The 21,245-nt window shown below is 42.8% G+C and carries 13 protein-coding genes and 1 tRNA gene; 11 read left to right on the plus strand and 3 right to left on the minus strand.

The features are described from left to right. The first annotated feature begins 21 nt into the window (after positions 1–21). The 9 genes from upp to BN8899_RS15090 all read left to right on the plus strand — a co-directional run bounded on the left by upp (position 22) and on the right by BN8899_RS15090 (position 13,118). The gene (gene upp / locus BN8899_RS15050) at positions 22–678 is read left to right on the plus strand and encodes a uracil phosphoribosyltransferase (protein WP_187376919.1); all 657 of its coding nucleotides are present in this window, start codon (positions 22–24) and stop codon (positions 676–678) included. Between the two features lie 72 nt (positions 679–750). Further along, on the plus strand, positions 751–1,071 hold the full coding sequence (locus BN8899_RS15055; RefSeq protein ID WP_148375460.1) for a hypothetical protein: 321 nt from the start codon (positions 751–753) through the stop codon (positions 1,069–1,071). Between the two features lie 96 nt (positions 1,072–1,167). After that, on the plus strand, positions 1,168–4,455 hold the full coding sequence (gene secA / locus BN8899_RS15060; protein WP_065220019.1) for a preprotein translocase subunit SecA: 3,288 nt from the start codon (positions 1,168–1,170) through the stop codon (positions 4,453–4,455). Between the two features lie 88 nt (positions 4,456–4,543). Continuing rightward, the gene (lgt, locus tag BN8899_RS15065) at positions 4,544–5,404 is read left to right on the plus strand and encodes a prolipoprotein diacylglyceryl transferase (RefSeq protein ID WP_065220020.1); all 861 of its coding nucleotides are present in this window, start codon (positions 4,544–4,546) and stop codon (positions 5,402–5,404) included. A gap of 26 nt (positions 5,405–5,430) precedes the next feature. After that, positions 5,431–5,904 (plus strand): nucleoside deaminase, encoded by a 474-nt coding sequence (locus BN8899_RS15070; RefSeq protein WP_065220021.1) that lies wholly within the window; start codon positions 5,431–5,433, stop codon positions 5,902–5,904. A gap of 237 nt (positions 5,905–6,141) precedes the next feature. Continuing rightward, on the plus strand, positions 6,142–8,241 hold the full coding sequence (locus tag BN8899_RS15075; protein ID WP_065220022.1) for a KamA family radical SAM protein: 2,100 nt from the start codon (positions 6,142–6,144) through the stop codon (positions 8,239–8,241). Positions 8,242–8,301: 60 nt separating this feature from the next. Beyond that, on the plus strand, positions 8,302–9,936 hold the full coding sequence (locus BN8899_RS15080; RefSeq protein ID WP_065220023.1) for a beta-N-acetylhexosaminidase: 1,635 nt from the start codon (positions 8,302–8,304) through the stop codon (positions 9,934–9,936). Further along, positions 9,929–12,508, plus strand: a complete 2,580-nt coding sequence (locus BN8899_RS15085) for a beta-mannosidase (RefSeq protein WP_065220024.1) — start codon at positions 9,929–9,931, stop codon at positions 12,506–12,508. The genes BN8899_RS15080 and BN8899_RS15085 overlap by 8 nt, the downstream gene beginning before the upstream one ends. A 61-nt stretch (positions 12,509–12,569) precedes the next feature. After that, positions 12,570–13,118, plus strand: coding sequence for a flavodoxin family protein (locus BN8899_RS15090; RefSeq protein ID WP_065220025.1), 549 nt, complete (start codon positions 12,570–12,572; stop codon positions 13,116–13,118). 43 nt (positions 13,119–13,161) lie between these two features. Here the strand turns inward: BN8899_RS15090 and BN8899_RS15095 are convergent, their stop codons facing one another. Both BN8899_RS15095 and BN8899_RS15100 read right to left on the minus strand, forming a co-directional pair. Then, the gene (locus tag BN8899_RS15095; RefSeq protein WP_026207309.1) at positions 13,162–15,993 is read right to left on the minus strand and encodes an outer membrane beta-barrel protein; all 2,832 of its coding nucleotides are present in this window, start codon (positions 15,991–15,993) and stop codon (positions 13,162–13,164) included. A 114-nt stretch (positions 15,994–16,107) separates the two neighbouring features. Then, positions 16,108–16,680 carry a phosphatase PAP2 family protein gene (locus BN8899_RS15100; RefSeq protein ID WP_065220761.1) on the minus strand — a complete coding sequence of 191 codons (573 nt, stop codon included), beginning with the start codon at positions 16,678–16,680 and terminating at the stop codon, positions 16,108–16,110. A gap of 118 nt (positions 16,681–16,798) precedes the next feature. On the opposite strand from BN8899_RS15100, the gene BN8899_RS15105 reads away from it, so the two are divergent. Continuing rightward, a tRNA-Thr gene (locus BN8899_RS15105) sits at positions 16,799–16,871 on the plus strand. 602 nt (positions 16,872–17,473) lie between these two features. Then, complete coding sequence (locus tag BN8899_RS15110) at positions 17,474–18,097, plus strand: DUF4923 family protein (protein WP_065220762.1); 624 nt, start codon at positions 17,474–17,476, stop codon at positions 18,095–18,097. Between the two features lie 80 nt (positions 18,098–18,177). On the opposite strand, the gene BN8899_RS15115 is transcribed toward BN8899_RS15110, so the two are convergent. Beyond that, complete coding sequence (locus BN8899_RS15115; protein WP_065220026.1) at positions 18,178–21,234, minus strand: right-handed parallel beta-helix repeat-containing protein; 3,057 nt, start codon at positions 21,232–21,234, stop codon at positions 18,178–18,180. Positions 21,235–21,245 lie beyond the last annotated feature (11 nt).

A 21,245-nucleotide genomic window follows, 5' to 3' on the forward strand; every position in this document is an offset into this window, starting at 1 on the left:
TTTTATTAAAGAAAATATATAATGGTGTATATTATTAACAAGGAGGATTCGGTTTACAATCGTTTTTTGGCAGAGCTTAGGGATCGGGAGATACAGAAAGATCCTTTACGTTTCAGACGGAATTTGGAGAGGGTGGGGGAGATTATGGCTTACGAGATTAGTAAGACTTTTCGGTATTCATCGCATCAGGTGCAGACGCCGATCAACGTGGCTGACGTGAGGCTGGCAGATGAAGATGTGGTGGTGGCTTCCGTGTTGCGTGCGGGACTTCCTTTTCATCAAGGTTTTTTGAATTATTTTGATCGTGCTGGGAATGCTTTTATTTCTGCAAGAAGAAAATACAAGGAGAATCATATTGATTTTGAAATACGTTTCGATTCTATTTATACACCAAGTTTGGAGGGAAAGCAGTTGTTGTTGGTAGACCCGATGTTGGCAACGGGGGCTTCAATAGTGGTGGCTTATCATGAATTGTTGAAGCAAGGCGGGAAACCCGCCCACACGCATATAGCTGCAATTGTATCCAGTCGCCAGGGATTAGCAAAGATCACGGAGGCTTTGAAAGATGAGCCGGTTACGATATGGACGGGGGCCATGGACGAGGGTTTGACGGAGAGTTGTTATATCGACCCGGGTATTGGGGATGCGGGAGATCTTGCTTTCGGAGAAAAATTGTGAGAAGTAAAAGATAAAAACTGAAAGCTAAAAGTTGAAGGTTTAGATTAAAGCATTATCTTTGACGTCATGGAAATGAACAAATATTTAATAGCTGCTTTATATGTATTTGCCGGGTGTGTGGCAACTCTCCCGATAGGAGTGCGTGCCGGAAATGTCCCCGTGGCGAATGACAGCTATCGTTTGTTGATTTCTTCTCCTACCGAGAAAATTATAACGGTCTGCACGGATAAAAGGACTGTTGATGATTGGGATTATGGTATTTCTAGTCATCCGAATTATACAGCTTCGATAGATCGTGTAAAAATTTATTATTCTTATTCACCACTTGTTCTTCCGGGATGGAAAGTTCCGGAAGTTGCAGCTAATCCCATACGAGCGCCGGGGAAATGCTGAAATTTTAAATTTATGATTCTAGATTTACGATTGAAGGGATAAACTGTGTTTTATCATTTTCAATTTTCAATTTTCAATTTTCAATTATAAAAAAGTATGGGATTTAACGATATATTAAAGAAGTTGTTCGGTAACAAGGCTGACCGTGATATGAAAGAGTTGTTACCGGTTGTGAAAAAAGTAAATACGGAGTGGGAGAAGATCAAAGGCTTGAGCAATGATGACCTGAGAAAGGTGTCTGCCGATTTGAAGGCGAAGATACACGCTCACGTGAAATCGGAAGAGGATGAGATTGCCGCATTGAAAGCAAAGGTCGAAAATGATAAACCTTCTATTGAAGAAAGAGAGGAAATATATAATCGGATTGATAAGCTGGAAGAACAGATCGACAAAAAGCTGGAAGATGTCTTGAATGAAATTCTGCCAGTGGCTTTTGCCGTGATGAAGGATACTGCAAGACGGTTTACCGAGAACAAGGAAATCGTGGTGAAGGCTACGGATTTTGACCGGAATTTGGCGGTAAGCAAGGATTTCGTGGAGATTGACGGTGACGATGCCGTTTATTTCAATTCATGGCTTGCCGGAGGAACCGAGATAACTTGGGATATGGTGCACTATGACGTGCAGCTGATCGGAGGTTCCGTGTTGCACCAGGGTAAGATTGCCGAGATGGCGACCGGTGAAGGTAAGACGTTGGTGGCTACTTTGCCTGTTTTCCTGAATGCTTTAACCGGACGAGGCGTACACGTGGTAACGGTCAATGACTATTTGGCTAAACGTGACTCCGAGTGGATGGGACCGTTATATATGTTTCATGGATTGTCTGTAGATTGTATTGATAAGACGGAACCTAATTCCCCTGAAAGAAGACAGGCTTATCAGGCGGATATTACTTTCGGTACGAATAATGAATTTGGTTTCGATTATTTGAGAGATAATATGGCGATACACCCGGAAGACCTTGTGCAACGGAAGCATAATTACGCTATCGTGGATGAGGTGGATTCCGTGTTGATTGATGATGCCCGTACCCCGTTGATTATTTCCGGTCCTGTACCGAAGGGGGATATCCAGATGTTTGACGAGTATAAACCTCGTGTGGAGAAGTTGGTTCGTATGCAACGTGAATTGGTATCACGAATTTTTAACGAGGCGAAGACATTGTTGGCTAGTGGAGATCGGAAACAAGAGGAACAGGGGGCTATATTGTTGTTGAGAGCTTTCAAGGGATTACCGAAATATAAGCCATTAATCAAGTTCTTGAGTGAACAGGGAAATAAGGCGACTTTGGTAAAAACCGAGAATATATATATGCAGGAGAATAACCGCCGTATGCCCGAGATCACGGATGAGCTTTATTTCGTGATCGACGAGAAATTGAATTCTATCGATTTAACGGATAAGGGACACGATACGATTACGGCAGCGGGAGAAGACCCGACATTCTTTATATTGCCGGATATCGGTTCAGAGTTGGCAGAGATTGACAAGTCTAACTTGACGGATGAAGAGAAGGTCGAGAAGAAAGACCAGTTGGTTCAAAGTTATGCTGCTAAATCGGAACGGGTGCACACGGTGAACCAGTTGTTGAAGGCGTACACCTTGTTCGAGTTGGACGTGGAGTACGTGGTGATCGATAATAAGGTGAAGATCGTGGACGAGCAGACTGGACGTATCATGGAAGGTCGTCGTTATTCAGACGGTTTGCACCAGGCTATCGAGGCGAAAGAAAATGTGAAAGTGGAAGCTGCCACGCAAACATTTGCCACGATTACATTGCAGAATTATTTCCGTATGTATCATAAGCTGGCTGGTATGACCGGTACGGCAGAGACTGAAGCGGGTGAGTTATGGGACATCTATAAATTGGATGTTGTGGTTATCCCGACGAATAAACCGATTATCCGGAAAGATGCGAATGATTACGTGTACAAGACGAAACGGGAGAAATATAATGCAGTTATCGAGGAAATTACCAAATTGGTAGAAGTCGGGCGTCCCGTGTTGGTGGGAACGACTTCTGTCGAGGTGTCTGAGTTATTGAGCCGTATGTTGAAAATGCGCGGAATCAAGCATAACGTGTTGAACGCGAAGTTACATCAACGGGAGGCTGATATCGTTGCTGAAGCCGGTAAATCGCAAGTGGTTACGATTGCAACCAATATGGCGGGTCGTGGTACGGATATCAAGTTGAGCCCGGAGGTACGTGCTGCCGGAGGTTTGGCTATTATCGGTACGGAACGTCATGAATCTCGTCGTGTAGACCGTCAGTTAAGAGGTCGTGCCGGACGTCAGGGAGACCCGGGTTCATCCCAGTTCTTCGTGTCGTTGGAAGATGATTTGATGCGTCTTTTCAGTTCCGAGAGAATTATTCGTGTGATGGACCGCTTGGGACACGAGGAAGGTGATGTTATCCAACACTCGATGATTACGAAGTCCATTGAACGTGCGCAACGGAAGGTGGAGGAGAATAACTTCGGTATCCGTAAGCGTTTGCTGGAGTATGACGACGTGATGAACTCTCAACGTGAGGTGATATACAAGAAGAGAAGGCATGCGTTGCTCGGGGAGAGAATCGGTGTCGATATCGCGAATAATATGTATGATGTTTGCGAGGCTTTGGTTGAAGAACACAAGGAAAATAATGAGGTGGAAGCTTTCCGATTGGATGTGTTGAAATATCTATCCGTGAATTTTGATATAAAAGAAGAGGAATTCCAGAAGATGTCGGCATCCGATTTGACCGAAAAGTTATATAAAGAAACGAGAGATACGTTCTCCCGCAAGGTGGAAGGTATCGCGAAACAGGCGTATCCGGTTATCAAGAACGTGTTTGAGCAAAGGGGTGAGATGTTCAAAAATATCGTGGTGCCTTTCACGGATGGCAAGAAGATGTATAACGTGGTTACGAACCTTGAAAAGGCATATCGCACGGAAGGCGAAGAGTTGGTTCGTGCATACGAGAAATCAATTATGCTTGCCCATATTGACGATGCGTGGAAAGAGCACTTGCGTGAGATGGATGATTTGAAACAATCGGTTCAGAATGCTACTTACGAGCAAAAAGACCCGTTATTGATCTATAAGTTCGAGTCGTTCAACCTGTTCAAGACAATGGTAGATAAGATCAACAAGAGTGTGGTTTCTACATTGATGAAGGGACAGATACCGTTCGAGGCTCCCGAGGAAGTGAAACAAGCAGAAGAAAAGCGTACGGATTTGAGCAAGATGCGTACGGGACGTTCTGATTCCCCTGCCGCACAGACCAACCAAGGACCTCGTAAGGTTGAACCGGTGAAAGTGGGTCCTAAGGTGGGACGTAATGATCCTTGTCCTTGCGGAAGTGGTAAAAAGTACAAGAATTGCCACGGTAGAGAAGAATAAATAGATTTTGTGATTGAGAGATTTAATGATTGCCGATTACGCTTTTATTGAATCTCTTAATCATAAATCATAAAATCACAGAATCGTTATGGTTTCATTATTTATCAATTGGGACGTTAGTCCCGAGATTTTTAATTTAGGAGGCTTCTCTATTCGTTATTACGGCTTGTTGTTTGCTTTGGCGTTTGTTTGCGGCTACAAGGTAGAAGAGAAGATGTTCAAATCGGAAGGGTTGAGTCAGCAATGGTTGGATAAGTTGTGGATATATGTTGCCGTGGCGACCGTAATCGGAGCCCGTTTGGGACATTGTTTCTTTTATGGATGGGAGTATTATCAGAACCATTTGTTAGAGATTATTTTGCCTTTCCAGTTGAGTCCGTTTAAGTTCACCGGGTATCAGGGATTAGCGAGCCATGGTGCGGCGATCGGGATTATCGCGGGATTGTGGTATTATTCCAAGAAGGTGAGTAAAAAGTCTATTTTTTGGATCTTAGACCGTGCTGTAATTCCTATTGCTCTGGCAGGTTTCTTTATTCGGATGGGAAATCTGATGAACTCGGAGATTGTGGGACTTCCGACTAATTTGCCGTGGGGATTTATCTTTATTCACGGGCACGGTATCGAGCATCCCGAATTACCTCGTCACCCCGCACAATTGTACGAGGCAATTTGTTATTTGATTAGTTTTGCTGTGCTGATGCATCTGTATTGGAGAACGAACGTGAAAGATAAACAAGGTTTTCTTTTCGGAATGTTTCTGGTATTGATTTTCACGGCTCGTTTCTTTATTGAATTCGTGAAAGAAAATCAAGAGGCTTTCGAGGCTTCGATGACCTTGAACATGGGACAATGGTTGAGTGTACCTTTTGTACTTGTCGGGATTTACATGATTTGGAGAAACAGGAAACCGTTGACTGTTGAAAGTGCAAAAGTAAAAATGAAAAAATAGGGTAAATTTAAAATCTAAAATAGTTCATGGCTTATAATAGTGAATTTATGAAGGAGGCAATTCGTGTTGCCGTGGAGAACGTGAAGAATGGGACGGGAGGTCCTTTTGGGGCTGTTGTCGTGAAGGATGGGGAGATTATCGCCTCTTCCGGAAACACGGTGGTCCCGGATAATGACCCGACCGCACACGCCGAGGTGAATGCTATTCGTAAGGCGTGCCAGGGGTTGAATTCTTTTCAATTGACGGGATGCGAGATTTATTCCAGTTGTGAGCCATGCCCGATGTGTTTGGGAGCTATTTATTGGGCTCGCCCGAAAGCCGTGTATTATGCTTGCACGAAAGAGGATGCGGCTGAGGGTGGATTTGATGATTCTTTTATCTATAAAGAGATTGTGTTGGATGGGACTCAACGTTTTATCCCTTTCACGAATCAGCGGGAAGAGGGTGCCGGAGAAGAGTTTAAACTTTGGCAGGCGAAGAATGATAAAGTGGCATATTGAGCTTTATAAAAAATAGAAAGAGCCCCAAAAGTCGGATGTGATTTTTGGGGTTTATTTTGTAAATACGTTTTTTAACTATCCTGTTTCTTGCCTTCTTCTTCTTTTTTATTAAATTTGTAAACCTCAGGTATTTACTTTCTGTATAAATACATGCCAACCCGTGGCTTTCGAGGGCGTCCGATGACGCTATGGTATTTTATGCCGTGTTTTTGTTTAACCAATAGAAAAAGGAGGAACGTGAAGGTGAGAAATGTACTGAAATATTCGTATACCGAATTAATTGATTTGTTTGAAAGGGATTTCCCGGGTATAGCACAAGCAGCCAAAGAATGCGGCGATTGGAGAGATTTCGAGGGATTCCTGAAAGAATATATTCGGGCAACTTTAATCAGACGTCCTTCCCCTCTTTCTATACGACGATTTTTTAGAATGTTCGTGAATCGTTCCCGGTATATACATGATTTTTCGACAGGAGAGAAAATCCGTTACGAGCCGATAAAATGGCTGTGGGAGGCGTTACGGGGAGAAGCCATGGATATACACCGGGATTTTTTGATTGATCGGTATTTTTTGTTCAAGCAGTATCAAGATAGTTTTGATGTTTTGCCTTCCAGTGAGCAAAGCAAATCTTGGAGAAAGCGTTGGAAGGTGGGTATAGATGAAGATGTTAGTTATGAACGCCGGGAAAATAGAGTGCGAATTTGTCAGTTGTTGATCGGGAAGATCGAACGGAGAAATAAGATGAATTCCCGTTACCGTTTCACGCCGGAAATGGAAGATGGAGAGAAACGAGGGTTGATTGACGAATGGTGGAAAGATTATAAATTTCATTTGTCGATGGCTATACGGGATCCGGATGAATTGAATCTGTTTTTAGATAATACATTATCAGATAAGACTATGGATATTTTGCATGATGCGAAATTGAAGGGTATCCCGTTTTTCGTGACACCTTATTATTTGTCTTTATTAAGTATTAAGGAACGAGGATATGATGATTCCACGATTCGGAGTTACGTGATTTATTCCCGTGAACTAGTGGAGCATTTTGGACATATTCAAGCTTGGGAGAAAGAGGATGTCGTGGAAGCCGGCAAGCCTAATGCCGCGGGATGGTTGTTGCCGAACTCGACAAATATTCATCGGCGTTATCCGGAAGTCGCTATTTTTATTCCGGATTCCATGGGACGAGCTTGTGGAGGATTGTGCGCTCTTTGCCAGCGGATGTATGATTTCCAGAAAGGACATTTGAATTTTAATCTGGAACGATTGAAGCCGGTTGAAGGATGGGAACGCAAGATGGAACGCCTGATGACTTATTACGAGTATGATTCTCAATTACGAGATATTTTAATCACAGGAGGGGATGCTTTGATGAGTCAGAATTCGACGTTAGAAAAGATATTGGATGCTGTTTATCAGATGGCTGTTCGTAAAATAGAGACGAATAAGTATCGTGTGAAAGGAAAGAAGTATGCTGAAATTCAACGGGTAAGATTGGGGTCTCGCCTGTTGGCATATTTACCGAGCCGGATTGATGACGGATTGATTGATGTGTTGAAACGGTTCCGGGAAAAAGCGGTACACGCGGGAATACAACAATTTTTTATACAAACGCATTTCGAGTCCCCTTTGGAAATCACGGAAGAGGTGGTGCAAGCGGTACGTCGGTTACTGGATGCCGGATGGATTATCACGAATCAGCTTGTGTTTACCGTGGCTGCTTCCCGACGAGGACATACGGCAAGATTGCGGGAAGAGTTGAATAAGATTGGCGTTTTGACTTATTATACTTTTTCAGTAAAGGGATTTGGTGAGAATTATGCCTTGTTTGCCCCGAATAGTCGATCAGAGCAAGAGGTGAAAGAAGAAAAAGTGTACGGGCAATTGTCACAAGAATTGGAAAATGAAGTATTGAAGATATTGGAGCAGCCGGAACTTTTAAATCCCGGTCTTGCCCGCTTGCTGGATAAGTATGACCAACCTTTTTTAGCTACCGACCGGAACGTGATGAATTTGCCGGGAATAGGGAAGAGTATGACTTTCGTGACCGTGGGATTGACGAAAGAGGGGAAACGTATTTTGCGTTTTTCGTTGGACGTGAATCGTAGGCATAGTCCTGGTGTGGATAATATTGGAGATATTTATATTGTAGAGAATAAATCTATCGCGGCATATTTACGTCAATTGGAAGAATTGGGAGAAGATGTCGAGGATTATTTTTCTATATGGCATTATTCGGAAGGACAGACGGAGGCTCGTTTTGCTTTGTTCGAGTATTCCCGGCAATACACGGGTATCACGGGAGATTTTACAAATTTGATCGTAGAGTCTTAAAAAGAATTGCGTATTTATAAATTTTAGCCTATCTTGGCTGTTGTGTTAAAAAATACGTTTATGAAAAAGATCAATTTAGTTTCAATTGTAGTATTGTGTATTGTTATGCTTGCCGGATGTGCTGGAGGACCGAATCAAGAGGTGAATATTGTTCCTCAGCCTCAAAGTGTAACTGTTGCAGGCGGAGGATTCATTCTGTCGCCGAAAACTGTGATTAACGTGGTGAAAGGAGCGGATGATTTAACTCCTGCCTGTACTTTCCTTAGTACATTAACGGAGAAATCTTTCGGCGAACCTTTGAAGGTGGAGTATGGAGAGAACAAGAGTAATGCAGTGAATATCAATGTCGATCCTTCTATGAAATTAGATGCTTACGTTTTGGACGTGAGCAAGAAAGTTATCGATATTCGTGGAGGAAGCTCGAAAGCTGTATTTTACGCCATGCAGAGTTTGCGACAGATGATGCCAGTAGGGATAGAGAAAGGGGAGAAAATGAACCGGATTAGAATCCAAAATGTACGGATTCAAGATGAACCTCGTTTAAAGTACCGGGGAACCATGTTGGATGTTTGCCGTCATTTCTTTACAGTAGATGAGGTAAAGACTTTTATCGATATGTTGGCGATGCATAAATTAAGCGTGTTTCACTGGCACTTGACGGATGACCAGGGATGGCGCATCGAAATCAAGAAATATCCGAATCTCACGAAAGTTGGAAGCCAGCGTAAACAAACCGTGATTGGTAAAAATACAGGAAAATATGACGGGACTCCTTACGGACCCTATTTTTTCACGCAAGAAGAAATCAAAGATGTCATTCAATATGCAGCCGATCACTACATCACGGTTATTCCGGAAATAGAACTCCCGGGACATGCTCTCGCTGCATTGGCTTCCTATCCCGAATTGGGGTGTGTGGGAGGATCCTACGAGGTTTGTCAAATGTGGGGTGTATTCCCGGAAGTATTCTGCCCGGGAAACGAGAAGACTTTCGAGTTTTGGGAAGGTGTGTTGGAGGAGGTTGCCGAGTTGTTCCCGTCTGATATTATTCATATCGGAGGGGATGAATGCCCGAGAGATGCATGGAAAAAATGTAAGAAGTGTCAAGCCCGGATGAAAAAAGAAAACTTGAAGCAAGAAGGTGATTTACAGAATTACGTGGTGCATCGGATTGAGGAATTCCTGAAAACGAAAGGCAAGAGGATTATCGGTTGGGATGAGATATTGGAAGGGAATGTGTCTAAAACGGCAATCGTTATGTCGTGGAGAGGTAAGAGTGGCGGGATTGCTGGAGCGAAAAGGGGTAACGACGTGATCATGGTCCCGAATGATTATGCTTATTTTGATTATTATCAAGCGAAACCGGTGGAAAATGAACCTTTCAGTATCGGAGGGTACGTGCCCGTGGAAAAAGTGTATAGCTTGGATCCCACGGAAGGATTGACCCCGGAGGAAGCAACAAAAATCATGGGTGTACAGGCTAATTTATGGGCTGAATATATAACTACCTTCAGTCATGCACAATATATGTTATTACCTCGTATGGCGGCTTTGGCAGAGGTGGCTTGGACACCACAGGCGCAGAGAGAGTATCCGAATTTCTTGAATCGGGCTAAATTGTTGACCCAGAGGTATGATGCTTTAGGTTATAATTTTGCTAAACATATTTTGCAAGAGCCAAAAGTAAATGAATAAGATATTATGGTTCGCCTTTTTCTGTTGTAGCATTGGGGGGATACTCGGGTGCTCTCCAGAAAAGGAGATAAGAACGGAAATCGCTTCCGGATGGCAATTCCGCCAAAAGGATAGTGGAGAATGGCTTCCGGCGACAGTTCCGGGTACGGTTCACACAGATTTAATGGCAAACGGGAAGATCGAAGATCCTTTCTATCGCATGAACGAACTCGGGTTACAGTGGATTGACAAAAAAGACTGGGAATACAAGACCGTGTTTTTTGTTGATGGAAATTTGATTGAAAAGAAAAATCAGAGGCTTATTTTTAAAGGATTGGATACGTATGCCGATGTTTATTTGAATGGAGAACAACTTGGTTCTGCGGATAATATGTTTCGGACATGGGTGTTTGATATTGCCGGGAAATTGAAAGCCGGGAACAATGAATTGCGTGTCGTTTTTGCTTCTCCCACGAGAAGGGGATTGGAGGAGATGAAGCGTTATGGATTGAGATTGCCTGCCGATAATGACCAGAGCGAGAGAGGGGAAATGGGAAAAGATAGGGTGAGCGTGTATACCCGTAAAGCTCCTTATCATTACGGTTGGGACTGGGGACCTCGTTTGGTGACTTCCGGGATATGGCGTCCGGTGCAGCTTGAAGCATGGGATGGAATGAAGGTGGAGGATGTGTATATTAAACAAGCGGAGGTTTCCGGAAAGTTGGCTGCATTGAGCGCGAATGTACGGGTAAAGGCAGATGACGTGCAAAATGTTGAAGTTGAGATATTGAATGATGGGAAAATATTGGTTGCGGCTAAGGAGAAATTGAAAAAAGGGGAGAATGATATTTCTGTGCCTTTCGATATTGTGAATCCCCGGTTGTGGTGGAGTAATGGTTTGGGAAAACAAAATCTGTACACGTTTACTATTCGGGTAAAGGGCGATCGGGGTATTATTGCAGAAAAGGAAGTCACGACGGGATTGCGGTCATTGAAATTAGTGCGGAAAAAAGACCAATGGGGCGAATCATTCGGTTTCGAGTTAAATGGAATACCTGTATTTGCTAAAGGTGCGAATGTCATCCCGAATGATATATTTCTGCCCCGGGTGACGCCTGAATTGTACGAGAAAATGATTGCCGATGCCGCGAATGCTAACATGAATATGCTTCGGATATGGGGTGGTGGAATATACGAAGATGATGTATTCTTCGAATTATGTGACCGGTACGGGATTATGGTTTGGCATGATTTTATGTTTGCCTGTGCTATGTATCCGGGAAATGAGGAGTTTTTGAATAATGTTCGACAAGAAGCAATCGATAACGTGGTACGGTTGCGTAATCATCCTTGTATCGCTTTGTGGTGTGGTAATAACGAAAATGCTTTAGCATGGCGTCATGGTTCGCCCGGGGGCTGGGGATGGAAACAACAATTCACGAAAGAGCAGCAGGACACCGTGTTCAAAGCCTATTATGACGTGTTTCATGATTTGTTACCACGGGTAGTGGATGAATATATGCCCGGGTGTGATTATTGGCCGTCTTCCCCGATGGCGGGACCGGAACCCACGCAACATGGATTGGATGGGACTACTTCCGGCGACCAGCATTATTGGGGTGTTTGGCATGGATTCCGCCCGTTGGAAAGTTATGATGAAGTGACAACCCGTTTTTGCAGCGAGTATGGATTCCAGTCTTTCCCGGAAATGAGTACTATACAGAAGTATGCTTTGCCGGAAGATTATGATATTGATTCGGATGTGATGAAATCACACCAAAGAAGTTATATCGGTAACGGACGTATTTTGGATTACATGAAAATGTATTATCGTGTGCCGGAGGATTTCGAACAATTTATTTATATGACGCACGTGTTGCAAGGACTTTCTACAAAAATGGCGATAGAGGCACATCGCCGGAATATGCCTTATTGTATGGGATCGTTGGTTTGGCAGTTGAATGATTGTTGGTCTGTGGCGAGTTGGTCTACCACGGATTATTATCACAAGTGGAAAACGGCACATTACATGATACGGGATTGTTTTAAAGAGGTTATCGTGGCTCCCAAATGGCAGAATGACAGTTTACTCGTATATGCCGTGAGTGATTGTTTGCGACCAATGAATGCGGAGTTGAGTATCGAGGTGATGGATTTTTCAGGGAAAATCATTTGCATGGAAAAGTCTGATGTTGAAATTCCGGCTAATACGTCGACGGTCTTGGCGGGAACGAAATGTTCTTCTTTACTTTGCGGACTTACGGGTGCGGATGTACTTGCCGTGATTCGTTTGACTTCAGAAGGACAGGTCGTGGATGAAAAAAATATGTATTTTGAATATCATAAAGATCTGAATTTGCCGAAAGATCCGGGATTATCTATTCGGGTCCAGGAAGAGGGAAAAGATAAGTATATTTTGGTGACCGCTAATGAATTGGCGTGTAACGTGATGTTCGCTTTACCGGGGGGAATGGCTTTCTTTTCGGATAACTATATCGATATATTGCCGGGACGGACGTATAAGATAAAGGTGAAGACGGAACTTTCCCTTGCGGAGATTGAGCGACAAATAAAATATCGTTATTTGCGTTAGATAAAAATCCAATGAAGCAATAAATTTCTATTTTTGTGGTGTAACTAACAATAATTGCATTATGGGTAAAAATATATTGATTCTTGAAGGAAGTCCCCGTTCGAACGGAAATAGTGATTTGTTGGCGGAAGCTTATGCCGCGGGAGCGAGATCGAAAGGACACGAGGTAAGCGTGTTGAAGGTGCCGGGGTACAAGATAAACGGTTGTTTCGCTTGTAATATGTGTTGGTCTATGGGAAGTCCTTGCGTGCAGTCGGATGACATGGGAAAATTGTACGCTGAAATAGAACAGGCGGATTTGATCGTGTTTGCGTCGCCTCTTTATTTTTTCGGTTTGTCTGCACAGATAAAATGCGTGATAGACCGCTTGTATCCTTATTACGTGGAAAATAGTGTGCGGCAGGTGAAGGGTAAAGAATGTGCTCTGCTCGTGTCTTGTGCCACGGATGAACCCGAGGAATTGAAAGGATTGCTTTCCACGTATGATATTATGACGAAATATATGCAATGGCAAGATACCGGACACGTGATCGCTTTTGAAGTTGACAAGAAAGGAGAGGTGAGGGATACGAAATATATAGAACAAGCCCGTAATTTAGGGGCACAATAAATAACAGAGCAGTGTTTTTTATAGCACTGCTCTTGTTTATTTTTTAGAATTCTCCAAAATACCCCGGAGGTGAGTTTTCTCCTGATCTTTTCCGGTCTGCTTTTTTGCTTCCCATCGTGTTGAAACGATAAGATACGGTCAACATATAATAATTTTGAGTGTTTGTGCTGTACCGGGTTTGTGTATAAAGATCTTGAATACTGTAATTCAATAAATTCCTTTGGCGCAATAGATCCATCGCTTTGAATCTTACTTGAAGTTGTTTTCTCTTTAGGAATTTTTTCCCGATCTCCAAGTTTAACATGCTATTGGATTGGTTGATATTTCCACCTTTTTTACTCAAGGTATAGCTATAAGAATAATCACCGGCTAAGATGAATTCTTTCCAGAATACCCAATTGGCGTTAGCACTTACAGATTGGCTGAATGATGTAGACCCTTCTGTCGTTGTACTTGTCGATGACGTGTAGGAGGTAGTGGATCGAATGTTATAATCAAGATTTTCCGATATATTGCTATTTATTCCCAAGCCGAAAGAGGCACGATGTGAGTTCGTGAAATTCTTGATATTGTCGTAGATTGAAGGTGTACGAGAATAGCTGTAAGATAAAGACGGACTCAATCTTAATTTGAGTGAGTTAATTCCGAAGGAATAACTGGATCTCATGGATATACTCCATTGACCGTTCAAGTTCACGGGCATAGAAAGCCGGGCTCCCTTTAGCACTTCGTACCCATTAATGACGGTGTCATTTTCAATGAACTGGGTTGCTGACGCTATATTGTTGAAGGAATTGTTGAAACTAAGCCCTACATTTAGGAAATTAAATTTCTCTTCCGAAACAATTGAACTACTAAAATTGATTGAAGCGGATTGCGAGAATGTTTTTTTCAGGTTGGGATTACCTTTTGATACACTCAATTGGTCACTCACATCTAATACATCTTGTAGTTGGCTTGCGCTCGGAGAACTTGTGTTCCCGCTATAACTAAGGTTTAAATTACTTCTTTTGGTTAAATCATACCTGAAGTCAAGTCGGGGAGAAAGATTCAGATAATTGTTTCTCACGAGTGAATCCGGAGCATTTAAATACTCGTATTTGTTTTCTTCCCTGGATATATTAATAGAACCTCCTCCATTAAAGGTAAACTTTTCCTTGTAATAGTTATAATTGATGCCTATGCTATTGTTTATTCTTGTATTACTGATTTTGTTCGTTAGGGAAGAATCTACGCCGATAACTTCCGTGAAGAGGGCATCTTTGTACGATATACTTTCTTTGTCCGATTCGTCTTGGTTGTAACTTAACGAGTAATTGAAAGATAAACGAGCGTGCTCTGTCAATGGTTCGGAATAAGATACGGAACTGGTTAATGAATTTGAAAAACTTTTGGTACTGTTTATTAAATTGCGTAAGGTATCTTTTTTATTGATGATACTACTATCTTGTTGTATCCCGTTACTTTTGGAATTATTGACATTTATATTCCCGTTTAAGGTCAGTGTTCTCCCTTGTTTTGCGAATCCGTGCATCCATGAAAAATTCCCGCCAAAAGAATAGCTTTCATTGTGGTTTTGGTTTTTGGCATTCGTGATATTTAGTGTATCATTATCTTGAATACTACTACCTAACCTAATAGATCTGCTGTCCGATTTCCGGAAAGAGAAGGAGGGGGAGAAGTTGATCCTGTTTTTTTCGTTGATCTCGTAATTGAAACGGGTAGTGACGCTATGGTTGGAACTTTCAGACCACGAGTGACTCTCGTTATTGAAAATTTTACTTTGATAACTCTCGGACGGGAAGTAGTCTTCACGGGTTAAACTGGCGGAATATGATTCGTTATCACTGCCACTATAACCTCCGGTAAGATCTATGCCTTTTTTGAAGGAGTTATAAAAGTCGGCTCCAAAATTTTTGCCCCTGTTATGTCCTCCTTTGCCCTGATAGGAAGCGTTCGGCAGGTCTGAGCCTTGATTTGTGTTGCGTAAACTTCCTCGGATGGAGAATCGGCGTTTTCGATTGAAAGCATTCGCGGAGGCATCTAGGTTGTAATTGTTATTTTTGAAAGAATCCTCGACATCATCCGATATACCATAGCCTAATTCAGCTTTACCAAATATTTTTAGTTGATCCGGATTCTTTGTTTCGATATTTAAAGATCGGAATTTTTTTCCGTCATTGTAACCAGAGAAATTCGCTTCTTCACTTTTCCCGTCAAACATTTTGATTTTAGAAACGATATTTGCCGGTAGAGTTTGCAGTGCAGCCATCGGATTATCAAGAAAATATTCTGTACCGTCAATATATATACGTTTTACTTCCTCCCCGTTTGCCATGAGTTTGCCGTCCACGAGTTCAAAACCGGGCAATTTCTTTAATAAGTCTTCCAGTTCTGCATCTTCCGGAACTTTCATGGCTGCCGCGTTAAATTCCGTGGTATCGCCTTTTTGAATGATAAGGGGAGGTTTTGCGGTGATAACAACCTCGTCTAATTCTTCTGGTAAAAGTTTAATCATGCCTACATTTGTATCCGCTTTTACTAGATATTTTTTTGTAGTGGGTCTGAATCCGACATAGGAAGCGGTAACGATGACTTCTCCGGGAGCCAAGTCTTTTAACGTGAATTCTCCCATGGCATTTGTTACTGTTACAGGTTTCTTTTCACTTCCCAAGTATATATGGGCTCCCGGTAAAGAATCGTCATCCGAATCCCCGATGACAATTCCTTTGAGCGTGTATTTTACTGTTTTCTTTTCTTCTTGTTTAACCGTGTCTTTTCTAACCGAATCTCTTGCTTGTATTTGGGCTAATAGCGTCATCGGGCTGATGAGCATGAGTAGGAGAATGACTATTTTGAACGTATAATGCAGCATGATTTTTCTTTTCTATTTTAAACAAAAATAGATATAATATTATGGATGAACCACAATAAAAAGAGGGTTTATGATTTCTTTAAATACTGTTTTAACAAATTATTTAGAAATTTATTAGAAAGTGATACAGGCATGTATTCCTATTCGTTTCCCGATGATCGTGGGCGTGAGCGAAATGTGGCTTTTCCCGTATGGTTTGGTGAAAATGTAACTGCTTCCGACGCCGATCGCAGCACCGTACAAAATGTCCCACCAGTCGTGTTTGTCACAGTGCGTTCTGGTCCACGCCACGTATCCCGATAGAAGATAAGCAGGGATCCCGAATTTCCACCCGTAACGGCGTTGCAGGAACGATGCTCCTTGAAAGGTAACGGTGGCGTGTCCCGAGGGGAAAGCATGGTGATCGCTTCCGTCAGGACGTTTTTTGCGTATCGTGTGTTTTAGGATATAGCTTGCTCCGACGGCTGTTACTGCGGAAAAGACAAGTTGCTTTGTTCCTTGGTAATCTTTTTTTAGTAATGTCGTTGCGAGGCTGATGACGGGTGTGGCATAGTAGATGATATCCCCAGAGGTTTCTATCGCTTTTTTCTGAGCCGATAGATTAGAAATAAATGATAGGCTTAGGATAATAAATAAACTACAAAATATAGCGAGTGAATTTTTTTTCGAGAGGGCTTGTCGTTTCATCTTCTTGATTATTAAAAGGTCGCCGCAAATGTATAAAAAATGTGTGATAAGAAGCCGAAAAAAAATTGGTTTATCGTTTTCAAATTTCAAAAATAGTCGTACATTTGCAGCCGTTATCGCCAATTTAGCTCAGCTGGTAGAGCAACGCATTCGTAATGCGTAGGTCTGGGGTTCGAGTCCCCAAATTGGCTCTACTGAAAATCTATCAGTTAGGCATGAAAATAGGCTAAATCAAAAAGGTTTAGCCTATTTTTTATACAAAACGGTTCACGTGAAAAAGTCGGGAACAGGATCACATACCCTCGGTAAGGCAGTGGATATAAGGTATACACGCCAAGAAATCGGTTCTTGGTGGTAAATGCTTTATTGAAGGCTGAGTTTTGAAGAATCGGGATTGATAAGAGTTTTATTCATGCTGACGACTCCGAATCTCACGACCAAGAAGTTTTGTGGCTATAATAATAAAAAGCACGGGAGAATAAAGAAGGTGTGTATGTGTAGAATTCTCCCGTGCGAGGATCGGCGTTTGTTGAACCAAATAACTTGGTTTATTTGAGTTGCAAATTTACGAAATTGATAGAAAAGTTGAAATAAAAAAAATCTTAATTATATGTCGTGTTGCCTGTCTGATGATCGGATCATTTTTTCCACTTGAACTGAATTGTGTTTATTTTTGAGTTGAATCTGCGATTGTGAAACGACGGGCAAATGGCAAAATTTATTAAATTTGTACCGATAAATGATATGATTTTTAGGTCTGAATGTACTAATTTATATGTATTTACTTGTATTTATGAAAAAAGGAAGATTTTTTTTAAGCCTATTGGCTTGTAGTGTTTTGTTGGGCGTGAATGATGCAAATGCACAGTCGTGGAAGGATATTTTAAACTCTTCGACGGTAAAGAATGTTGTGAACACGCTCACGGGGAATGTGATTAAATTTTCTGATTTGCAGGGAACTTGGAATTACGTGGAACCCGCGTGCAAGATGACGAGCGAGGATGTGTTGAAGGAGGCAGGAGGAGCATTGATGTCTTCGGCGTTGGAGAAGAAGATCACGGCGGTTTACACGAAAGTGGGTATTGTCCCCGGTAAGTTTTCGTACACTTTCAATAGTGACAGTACTTTCACGAATGTTATCGGGAAGAAGACGCTGAAAGGAACTTATTCTTTGGACGAGAAGAATAAAGTATTGGTGTTGAACTACACGCTGGGGAACGCCTTTACCGTGAAGAGAACCGAGGTACAATTGGCAAAGTCGGGCGATCAAGTTTCATTGCTTTTTAATGTCGACGGGTTGATGAAATTTGTGAAAGTGTTGTCGGCGATGGTGAAAAAATCGGATACATCTTCTACTTTGACTTCTCTCATGGAAGGTTATGACGGGATGCTTCTCGGGTTCGAGATGAAGAAATAATGACTTGTATTTTGTGGTAAAAGTGAAAGGGGATGCGTGAAAAATGCATCCCCTTTTTATTAAACCTTTACAGGTGTTTGTTATTTATTCAATTTGTATTGAACATCACAGAAATAGGTGTCGCAAATATAACCTTCTGCGAACCATCTTTCATCCGTGTGTTGATAATCGTAATGGAATGCCTGTGGCATAATGGAGTGGATTGTGATAGAAGCCGGTGAGGCAGAAAGTTTACCTATCTCGGTTCCGTCGAAATAGTAGGTTACGTTCGTGCCGTCAGATACCATCTTCACGGTATGCCATCCGGCAGTTACCTCTACGTTTTCAATCGCGCTCCAACCCTTGTCACCCCAGATACGTACAACGGCTTTCTCTCTCGTGCTTTGGTAAATGCCGCCTTCATCTTCTACCACGTTGGCAATGCCGAGCATCGGGTAGGCATCTTCGCCGGTGGTTGTGTTTTTGGCAGCGGTCCACAATTCGGAACGGAAAGGTTTCTGGTTGGTGATGTACTCTGCGTTGACATAAATACTACCGCTTACTTCCCATTTCGTGAGTTCGGCGGGGTTGAACACGTTGAAGTGGCGTCCTTGGGTGTTGTAGAAGTGCCCGCTATAAGTCGTGCCACGATTTGCTTGATTGGTACGACTGTCTAACGTGTAGTGTAATACATTCTTCTTACTGTCAAATTCAATGAAGTCGACAGCGGAAGGTTGGTAACGATCAGGTTGAGTGAAAGCGTTTTCGGCGTTTTTCAAGAGACCTTTATTGAAATCGTTAAAAGAAAAATAGGGCTCGCCGTCAATGTTGTAATCCCAACTTGCGTCTTGGCTAGTAATGCGCATGTAAGGAGTATTGGTGAATGTGTTTTCAGCCATGATAGCGTACACGCTTTCTTTCAATTCTTTTGGCCAACTCTCTTGGTATTTCGTGGTTCCTTCCATTCCTTTCGTACCTTGTTCCACGGTGAGGTGGATAGCTTTACTCATGAAACCATTTCCTGTGAAAGTATTATTTTTCACGTTCAACGTCGGGAACCATTGGTCCATGCTGAACGGATTCATGCTTTCGAACGTGCATCCCTCGATCGTTAAGTTTTCGGCACCGTTTCCCACGTACATTCCTTTCCAGTAGCCGGTAAAATGGCAATTTTTGACGGTCACGTTTTTAACGTTTTCATAGAAAGTTACGCCTTCTTGTCTGTTATTACTTCCTTCGTAAACCATATTGAGATTATCCAAGGTTACATTTGAAGCTGTAATCGCGAGACAACGGTGAGTAGCAGAGTTTACCGTGAAGTTACGGAGCGTTGCACCTTCTGCCGCGGCAAGGATGCCCGTGAAGGTTGTGGTATTGTTTCCGTCAAGTGTAACGCCGGTAGGAACAGTGAGCGTTTCAGGGCAAGTGGTACCGCTCACGATTATCGTTTCTCCGCTTTTGGCGGCAGTGAGGGCTGCTTGCACGCTTTCATAAGCTGTACCCGTTTCTTTGTTATAGATAGCGGGAGCTATATCGTTTACCCAGAAAGTTTGACTACCGCTACCGAATACCTTTACTTTTTGTTCCTCGTTATCAAAAACATTACCGTTACTGATAATGCTGTTGATAAATGCTTTTTCGGCAGCGTTCAGGCCGTTTGCGTCAGATGCTCCTGATAGAGCCGTTGCTGCCACACCCTTCATGAATTGGTTTTCTTGGATTAGGTATGTTCCTGCAGTTTGCGTGGTTGCAATCAACGGATCGATCGTGACGATTTGTTCGAACACGGAATTGGTGATCTCGAGAGTTCCTTCACTGCCCAATGCGTTAAAATATGCGTTGCTGCTACCTGCTTTTACCACGCAGTTATTGAGTGTCAATTTACCGGTCATCCCGTAAGCCGTTTCTATCGGGCGCATATCTTCTTCCGTCACATTTTCTTGTGCGAATAGACAGTTCTTGAATGTCACTTCTTTCACGTTGTTGACCAATACGCTGGTTTTGGAGTTGGTAATGTCCTTGGCTCCAAAGAATTGGATGTTCTCGAAAGTAGCGGTTGTGCCGGCTGCCACGTTCAACGTGCGAATTTTTGCGTACACGGCATTTTCTTCCGCAGAGGCAGTCATGATACCGTCGGAGCCCCCCTTGATCGTAACCTTTTTGTTGACCACGATGTCTTCGTCGATTACACCCCATACGCGAATTTCGTCCCCGTCAGATGCTTCGTTGATGGCTGTTTGCAACGAGGAGTACTCCTTGTTGGTAGAGAGGTTGAGGGCACCGTTGACAACCACGGGGTATTCTCCTTCGAATATCGGGTCGATGGTAACTTCTATCGTACCTTGTTTCGTCAGCAGATTACCGGACACGTTGGTGCGATAGTTGCGGCGGATAGGGATATTTTTAAAGTTGTCATTGCTCGTGATTTCGGTCATGTCGTTATAGAACGTCATCGTGAAATCCGCCAGCGTGGATTCATCGCTGGGAGCCCAAAGGTAATCCATGGTGAGGTAACCTTCCCCGTTCACGACCTCTTTCTCGTATTGCACTGCGATCATATCTTCACTTACTTTGCCAGTCAAGACGTTGAATGATGCGGGAACAGCGGTAAAGGCTACTTTGACTTTCGTGGGTTTCAACTCGTCATCGGGAATGGCATCCAGGTCAAGTGTCTTCACGTTCAATTGACCGAAAGGACGGGTGAGGGTTACGTTCTCCGCGAAACTTTCTTTTACCGTGAAAGTTTTTGTGGCGGTGAAGGCATCGAATCCCTCGTCGTTTCCTGTGTAGTTCACCGCTTTGATTTCGGTTAAGACCTGCGTGTCATAGTATTTGTCTTGTCCGTTGTCCGCACAATCAGCCCAGAATACGAAGTCATAGGTTTGCGACGTCACCAGGCGCAGGTCGAAAGTGGCTTTGTTCCCGGTTACGGTGGTTACCTGCCGTTCCCCGTACAATTGACCGTCCCGGTAGATTTCTAGGATGCAACGATTGATTTGAGCTCCGTCGCCGTCACCAACGGCACGGCTCATTGTGTTGATTTGTGGGATAGTTACACTGATCGTCTGCGAGTTCGTTCCGAACCCCTCGATCTCATCTTTTTGGCAAGCGATAAGCATCATCGCAAAGCTTGCTGCTGTTAAAAGGAATCTTTTCATGTTTTGTTATT

Source organism: Butyricimonas sp. Marseille-P2440, from assembly GCF_900091675.1.
GTDB lineage: Bacteria > Bacteroidota > Bacteroidia > Bacteroidales > Marinifilaceae > Butyricimonas > Butyricimonas synergistica.

Coding starts and splice junctions, on each gene's coding strand:
- upp (WP_187376919.1), top strand. CDS start 22: ATGGTGTATATTATTAACAAGGAGGATTCGGTTTACAATCGTTTTTTG.
- BN8899_RS15055 (WP_148375460.1), top strand. CDS start 751: ATGAACAAATATTTAATAGCTGCTTTATATGTATTTGCCGGGTGTGTG.
- secA (WP_065220019.1), top strand. CDS start 1,168: ATGGGATTTAACGATATATTAAAGAAGTTGTTCGGTAACAAGGCTGAC.
- lgt (WP_065220020.1), top strand. CDS start 4,544: ATGGTTTCATTATTTATCAATTGGGACGTTAGTCCCGAGATTTTTAAT.
- BN8899_RS15070 (WP_065220021.1), top strand. CDS start 5,431: ATGGCTTATAATAGTGAATTTATGAAGGAGGCAATTCGTGTTGCCGTG.
- BN8899_RS15080 (WP_065220023.1), top strand. CDS start 8,302: ATGAAAAAGATCAATTTAGTTTCAATTGTAGTATTGTGTATTGTTATG.
- BN8899_RS15085 (WP_065220024.1), top strand. CDS start 9,929: ATGAATAAGATATTATGGTTCGCCTTTTTCTGTTGTAGCATTGGGGGG.
- BN8899_RS15090 (WP_065220025.1), top strand. CDS start 12,570: ATGGGTAAAAATATATTGATTCTTGAAGGAAGTCCCCGTTCGAACGGA.
- BN8899_RS15095 (WP_026207309.1), bottom strand. CDS start 15,993: ATGCTGCATTATACGTTCAAAATAGTCATTCTCCTACTCATGCTCATC.
- BN8899_RS15100 (WP_065220761.1), bottom strand. CDS start 16,680: ATGAAACGACAAGCCCTCTCGAAAAAAAATTCACTCGCTATATTTTGT.
- BN8899_RS15110 (WP_065220762.1), top strand. CDS start 17,474: ATGAAAAAAGGAAGATTTTTTTTAAGCCTATTGGCTTGTAGTGTTTTG.
- BN8899_RS15115 (WP_065220026.1), bottom strand. CDS start 21,234: ATGAAAAGATTCCTTTTAACAGCAGCAAGCTTTGCGATGATGCTTATC.